Annotated in this window: 5 protein-coding genes; all 5 read right to left on the reverse strand. The window is 47.5% G+C overall.

Going from position 1 to position 7,009, the window contains the following annotated elements:
• Nucleotides 1–12: 12 nt before the first annotated feature.
• Complete coding sequence (locus V7M78_RS20985; protein WP_442914686.1) at nt 13–2,733, reverse strand: DNA translocase FtsK 4TM domain-containing protein; 2,721 nt, start codon at nt 2,731–2,733, stop codon at nt 13–15.
• Between the two features lie 101 nt (nt 2,734–2,834).
• Complete coding sequence (locus V7M78_RS20990; RefSeq protein WP_333652834.1) at nt 2,835–3,620, reverse strand: ClpP family protease; 786 nt, start codon at nt 3,618–3,620, stop codon at nt 2,835–2,837.
• A gap of 150 nt (nt 3,621–3,770) precedes the next feature.
• Nucleotides 3,771–5,360 (reverse strand): C40 family peptidase, encoded by a 1,590-nt coding sequence (locus V7M78_RS20995; RefSeq protein WP_333652837.1) that lies wholly within the window; start codon nt 5,358–5,360, stop codon nt 3,771–3,773.
• A gap of 156 nt (nt 5,361–5,516) precedes the next feature.
• Nucleotides 5,517–6,314: an ABC transporter ATP-binding protein gene (locus V7M78_RS21000; protein ID WP_333652839.1), complete on the reverse strand. Its 798-nt coding sequence runs from the start codon at nt 6,312–6,314 to the stop codon at nt 5,517–5,519.
• Between the two features lie 2 nt (nt 6,315–6,316).
• A partial coding sequence (locus tag V7M78_RS21005; RefSeq protein ID WP_333652841.1) for an ABC transporter permease occupies nt 6,317–7,009 on the reverse strand: 693 nt, incomplete at its 5' end.

The raw sequence follows: 7,009 nt of genomic DNA on the forward strand, positions 1-7,009 counted from the left end.
TACTTCCGCGGGCTATAAGCCCTGCTCCAGCATTTCTTCAAACTCCTCCATACTGATCAGCACTTTCCTGGGCTTGGTTCCCTCTTCTTCTCCCACTACGCCTGCTTCTGCAAGCTGATCCATGATCCGGGCAGCCCGGTTAAAGCCGATCTTAAACATTCTTTGCAGCATTCCGATGGAAGCCTTGTCCTTTTCAATAATAAAGGCTCCGGCCTGGACAAAGTATTCGTCCCGGTCATTTCCGCCGCCCTTGGCCTCAGCCGCAGCAGGTGCCTGGGAAATCATCGTTTCCACCTCCGGGTTATACTCCGGTGTCATCCCCTGCTCCGTCAAAAATTCCACTACCTTGGAAACCTCAGAATCCGATATAAAGGCTCCCTGCACCCTCATGGGTTTTGGATAGCCTGCCGGGTAAAACAGCATATCTCCTTTTCCCAAAAGCTTTTCCGCACCGTTCATATCAATGATGGTTCTGGAATCCACTCCTGAGGAAACTGCAAATGCAACCCTGGAAGGAACGTTGGCCTTAATCAGTCCTGTAATAACGTTGACAGAAGGCCGCTGTGTTGCTATAACAAGGTGAATGCCCGCAGCCCTTGCAAGCTGGGCCAGACGGCAGATGGAATCCTCCACTTCGCCGGGAGCCACCATCATCAGGTCTGCAAGCTCGTCGATGATAATGACAATCTGAGGCATCTTTTTCGGCTTATTTTCATCTTCAATATCCTTTAAGCTTTCCACCTTTGCATTGTAGCCCTTAATTTCCCTTACATTGTACTGGGCGAATTTATTATAACGGTCCGTCATTTCCGCCACAGCCCAGTTTAATGCTCCCGAAGCCTTTTTCGGGTCAGTGACTACCGGCAGAAGCAAATGGGGAATTCCGTTGTAAACACTTAGTTCCACCACCTTGGGGTCCACCATGATCAGCTTTACATCTTCAGGATTTGCCTTAAAAATAATGCTCATAATCAAGGTATTGATACACACCGATTTACCGGAGCCTGTTGCACCGGCAATAAGAAGGTGGGGCATTTTTGCAATATCCGTAACAACCACCTGTCCTCCGATGTCCTTTCCAACCGCAAAGGCAATATTGGAAGGATGTTTCTGAAAGCTTTCCGCCTCCAGAATATCACGGAAATAAACCAGGTTGTTATCCTTGTTGGGAACCTCAATCCCCACAGCAGATTTTCCCGGAATAGGGGCTTCAATACGGATATCCGCAGCCGCAAGGCTTAATTTAATATCATCTGCCAGACTTACAATCTTGCTGACCTTGACGCCCTGCTCCGGATGAAGCTCATATCTGGTTACAGAGGGTCCGCAGCTTATATTGGTCACCGTAACTCCTACGCCGAAATTTTGAAGGGTCTTCTGCAGCTTGATGGCAGTTTCCTTGTATTCCCGGTCGGAAAAGACCGATGCCTTTCCCTTTTTCAGCAGAGTAAGAGGCGGGAACTGATATTCCTTTTTCACTTCCTCCTGCTTCTGGATGATTTCCTTGGCAAGGCTTAACTCCCCGTCTTCCGCTGCTTCCGCCCGTTTCTTTTCCAGTTTTTTCTGGAGAGCCTCTGTATCCGTTTCAATGATCTTGCCGGAAGCAGTGACCACTCTCTTAGGCTCCTCAGGGGTGGAAAACATATCCATAGGAGGCTGTTCTATGGGGTAGAAGTCGTCCTCCACAACCTCCATCTCCTTTAATGTTCTGGTTTCCTTCTTCATATAGAAGGAAGGTACCGCTTCATCGGGTTCAAAGGGAACCTCTCCCTCCTCAGGCTTGGGAGAAATGCTGCCGCAAAACACGTCGGCAGGGTTGGAATCAGGATACAGACGCTCCATCTGGCTGTCAATGTCCTCTGCCAAATCAGCTATATGTTCCGGCTCTCTCAGCACCGGAGAGGGTTCCTCTCTTGGCAATACCAAAGAAGGCTCCTCCTCCGGCATCTCTTCCAGCTTTGTGGACTCTAAATTGACTCCCCGAAGCCTTTTTTCCTCCCGGAGCCTTCTGCGCTCCTCCTGTCTCTCTGCATGAATTTCCATATGCAGATCCATATTTTCCCTGGCATGGCGGTATGCCGTTCCGCCTCCCTTTTTTACGGCTCCCACAAAGGATTTTTCCGTAATACAGACTGCGGAAATAATGACAAGCCCGGCCATAACCAGATAAGCGCCTACCACACCGATGATGGCTGTCAGGCCCTCGGCTAAAAGGCCGCCGATTAAGCCGCCGCCTCTTCCGCTTGCAGCGGCTTCTGAGTATATTTCCATAAGGCTTGTACCCTGTCCGGTCCTGGCCCCCAAAAGGAGCTGTAAAAATCCGCACAGGGAAACCAAGGCCAATATGGAAGAGGCCATCTTAAATGCCGCTCTGGGATTTCCCCGGTTGGACAGATAAAAAGCGGTGGCTGCAAACAGCAGCACCGGGGCAATATAGCCCACGCCGCCAAATAAACCAAGCTGAATTCCCCGCAGGAAATCTCCCACCACACCGCATAAATGAAAATTGCTTAAAAACAAAATGGCTGCAGCCGCAAATGACATAATAATGGCTACTTCTGAATGTATAAATTCCGGTTCCGGAAGAATTACATTTCTTCCGCCCCCGGTATTCTTTGCTCTCCCGTTCTTTCTGCCTTCCTGCCCGCGCTTTTGGGATGTTCCTCTTGTCCCGCTTTTTGCTGTTGTCTTTTTCTTCGTCGTCTCAGGCACAATACTTCTCCCTTCTGCCATGGTCTCCTTATTATTGCCAACACTCTCCGGGCATAATGGTATACCCGCAGGGTGTTTCCTTAGATATCCAGTATACAAAAAAAACGGGAGAATTGCAACGATTAAGAAGAAGCAGATTCCATGAGCTCATATATTTTTCTCAAGGCATCCTTGATTCCGCCTACCTCGTCGATCAGACCCTCCTTTACGGTTTCCTCTCCCACCAGCACAGTTCCCAAGTCTCTGGTGAGCATTTCCGTATTCAGCATCAGCCTTTTTAACTGGTCGTAAGCGATTTTTGCATGGCTGGATACAAATTTTAAAATCCTGTCCTGAATCATTTCAAAATACTCATAGGTCTGAGATGCGCCGATAACCATTCCTGTCATCCGCACCGGATGAACCATCATAGTTCCCGTGGGTACAATAAAGGAATAATCGGTGCACACAGCCAAAGGCACTCCGATGGAATGGCTTCCGCCCAGCACCAGAGAAACCGTTGGGATGCTCAAAGAGGCGATCATTTCTGCAATAGCCAGCCCTGCATCCACATCGCCGCCTGAGGTGTTTAACAGGACTAAAAGCCCTTCCACGGAATCGTCATCCTCAATTTCTGCTAGCTTTGGCAGAATATGGTCATACTTTGTGGTTTTGCTGTTGCTGGATAAATTTTCATGCCCTTCCACCTCACCGATAATGGTGATCAGATGAATCTTCCGCCTGCGGGCATTGTCATCTAAGGTAATCTGGCCGTATTCCTCCAGTTTTTCATCCTCTTTCTGCTCAATATCCTTTTTTGTCTTTTCTTCGTTTAAACCATCCTGGTTTTTCTGATCAGGATTTTCCCGGTCTCTGTCCTGGTCCTGGTTCTGGTCCTGATTCTGTTTGCTGTATTCGCGATCTTTCAACGTAAAAACCTCCTGTTTGCTGTAAATTTGGTGGTTTCCTTATGATGCGGAGAAAGCTGCGAAAATATGCAAAACCAGGAGAGAAGGCCAAAAACTCCCGGATAAAAACCAAGATTTAACCAGGTTCTTATCCGGGAGTTTAATTTTTCATTAATCTCCGATTATATTTCTGATCCTCACCGGAGAACGGTAATTCCATGTGGAAATTTTAATGCCGCTTCTTCTGCTGGCTGCATGGACTACCTGTCCGTTTCCGATATACATGGCAACGTGGTTAATGGTTCCGCCGCTGTTGGCATAGAAAAGCAAGTCTCCGGGCTTCATATCAGCAGACTTGATCGCCTTGCCCATGCCTGCCTGAGCGCCGGAATAGTGGGGAAGTCCGATGCCAAAACGGGAATAAACGGACAAGGTAAAGCCGGAACAGTCAGCCCCTTTTGTCAGGCTGGTTCCTCCCCATACATAGGGATTGCCCAAAAACTGGAGGGCATAGTTAACCATCTGGGTCCGCATGGAACTCTCGGCATTAGCTTTTTCCTCCAACGGAGAGAATTTGATCGCAAGAGGAAGAGCATACCGCACATCCACAAAATCTGTAGACACATAAGCGCTGCTGTCTTCTTCCAGCTCAATCTGAATCCATCCATCTATCTGCTGTAATACAGGATAACGTTCATTATTGGATATCTGTGTCCATATCTTGGACTCTGTGGATGGCTCTGTCCTGGCATTGAGCATATCCGTATTGACGATTGCCATGAGCTCGGCCACATTCATGGCCTCATCCTTTGCCGCCTGACCAGTCAGAATATAATCTGACTTCACATAGCCGGTAATGGGGCCTGACTGAATCTTGTACCAGCCGCCTTCCAGGGTTTCCAGAATGTCACCGGCAGCCTTGCTGGGCATCTTTGCAATGACCTTTCCGCTTTCGCTGGGCTCTTCCCGGACATTTAAATAATTATCTACATTGGAAATGCCGATGTTCTTATACATATTAAAGATCATGGCCTTTAAATCCAGTTTTCTCGCCTCGTTGAGGGAATATTCCAGCTTCACATAGTCTGCTGACATATATCCGGAAGGAATCTGAACCCAGCCTTCCGTCTGGTCTATGACCTCATAACGCTCATTCATCAAACCCTGTCCCACTGCATCCGAAGATATGGAGGGTTCTTTTCTGATGTTTAAGTTGTCAACCTGAACAATGGCTCTCAGCTTAACCAGCTCTTCTGCCTTTTTCTTGGCGTCCTCTCCGGACAGAACGTATTCGGAGTGAATATAGCCTTCAATTCCGCCTGAGGATATGCGGTACCAACCGGAATCCAGAGTCTCTAAAATCTCGCAGGCACTGTCTCCCTGCAGCTTTCCAACTACATCTGCCTCTGTTCCCGGCTCCTTTCTTACATTTAAGTAGCCGGATACCTGTACAATTCCCAGATTTGAATAGGAACTGATCACTCTTGCCTTTTCCTCGGCTTCCTTTGCCAAAGATTCAGCTTCTTCTGACTGAATCAGAGCCTCCGATTCAACGGCCAGGGCCTCTGAGCCGGTAGCCAATGGGGCCGGACCTGCTGAAGCGCCCTTTTTCATGGCAGAGCTTGCGGCAAAAGCCAGGATCAGGAAAAGAGCCGCTCCTCCTCCGTATATGAGAAGCTTTTTACGGTCATCCTGTTTATTTCTCTTACGTGCTCTATCCAAACGGATTACGTAATCTTTTTGTTCGTCTTTGTTTTCCATTCTGCGTTTTTCTCCATCTTCAATCTTTAAAAGAAGTCCGGTTCAGACCGAGCCTGTCTGCACATTATATCATAATTTGTCAATGTTTGCGATATTTGCAACGTAGAAAATTATTAATTTTATGTTACAGAACTGTGAAAATGAGATGAAAAAAGACTATTTTGCCAGCATCATTCTGTCATTGGCGAATTCTCCGCCGCTGGCTTCTTCGAATTTTCTGAGGAGGTCTTCCACCTCCAGCTTTGCCTTTTCTTCTCCCGAAACATCATAGATGATCCGGCCTTCATGCATCATGACAAGACGGTTTCCGATGTGGATGGCATCCTTCATGTTATGGGTGATCATAAGAGTGGTAAGCTTCTGCTCTCCCACAATTTCTTCTGTGATTTCCAGAACCTTTTTAGCAGTTTTGGGATCAAGGGCCGCCGTATGTTCATCAAGAAGAAGGAGCTTTGGCTTTTGTAAAGTTGCCATTAAAAGGGTGAGGGCCTGCCTCTGGCCTCCGGAAAGGAGTCCTACCTTATTTGTCATCCGGTCCTGAAGTCCTAAACCCAGTTTTTTTAAGGATTCGTGATAAAATCCCTTTTCACTGTTTTTAATTCCCCAGCCAAGGCCTCTTTTTTGTCCCCTGCGGTAAGCCAGGGCCATATTTTCCTGGATTTCCATTCCTGCAGCTGTTCCCAGCATAGGGTCCTGGAACACTCTTCCGATGTATTTGGCACGTTTATACTCCGGTTCCCTTGAAATGTTGACTCCGTCAATTTCAATCCTTCCGGAATCAATGGGATAAACACCGGCGATCATATTTAAAATGGTGGACTTTCCGGCTCCGTTTCCGCCGATTACGGTGACAAAATCCCCTTCATTCAAATGGAGGTCAATGCCGTTTAACGCTTTCTTTTCATTAATCGTATTCTTATTGAAAGTCTTTTTGACGTTTTTTATATCCAGCATGGTTATACTCCTTCTGTATAAGATTTCTTAAGACGCCATTTTCTCACCATAACCGGAACACAAAGGGCTACGGCCACGATGAATGCCGATAACAGTTTCATATCGTTGGCATCCATACCCATTCTTAAAACCACGGCACGTATGACGAAATAAATGACAGAGCCCACAATGGCAGAAGCCAGCTTGCTTCCAAAGGAACGCATCCGCCCCATAAGCACGTCTCCAATGACAATGGCAGCCAGACCAATGACAATGGCTCCGGTTCCCATTCCAATATCCGCATATTTCTGGCTCTGGCAGACCAATCCGCCTGACAGTCCCACCAGACCGTTGCTGAGGGCAAGGGCCAAAAGCTTGGTCATGTTGGTATTTACGCCCTGAGCCCGGATCATGGCTTCATTGTTACCCGTAGCCCGCATGGCGCTTCCGATTTCTGTTCCGAAAAACCAGTAAAGAATCACGCTTATTGCAATGGAAATGCCGATTCCGATGACCAGAGATGCTGCCTGTCTGTTCATTCCCGTCATATCAATAAAATTTATAAATATGGTCTCAGTCTTTAAAAGAGGCACATTGCTCTTTCCGCCCATGATGCGCAGGTTAATAGACCATAATCCGATCTGAGTCAGAATTCCTGCCAGAATAGCAGGGATTTCAAAGACCGTATGAAGCAGTCCTGTCACTGTTCCGGCCGC

The sequence above is a fragment of the Lacrimispora sp. genome, assembly GCF_036758025.1.
Lineage (GTDB): Bacteria > Bacillota > Clostridia > Lachnospirales > Lachnospiraceae > Lacrimispora.

Bases quoted from the DNA above. Each gene is read 5' to 3' on its own strand.
- V7M78_RS20985 (WP_442914686.1), bottom strand. From the start codon at position 2,733: ATGGCAGAAGGGAGAAGTATTGTGCCTGAGACGACGAAGAAAAAGACA.
- V7M78_RS21000 (WP_333652839.1), bottom strand. From the start codon at position 6,314: ATGCTGGATATAAAAAACGTCAAAAAGACTTTCAATAAGAATACGATT.
- V7M78_RS20995 (WP_333652837.1), bottom strand. From the start codon at position 5,360: ATGGAAAACAAAGACGAACAAAAAGATTACGTAATCCGTTTGGATAGA.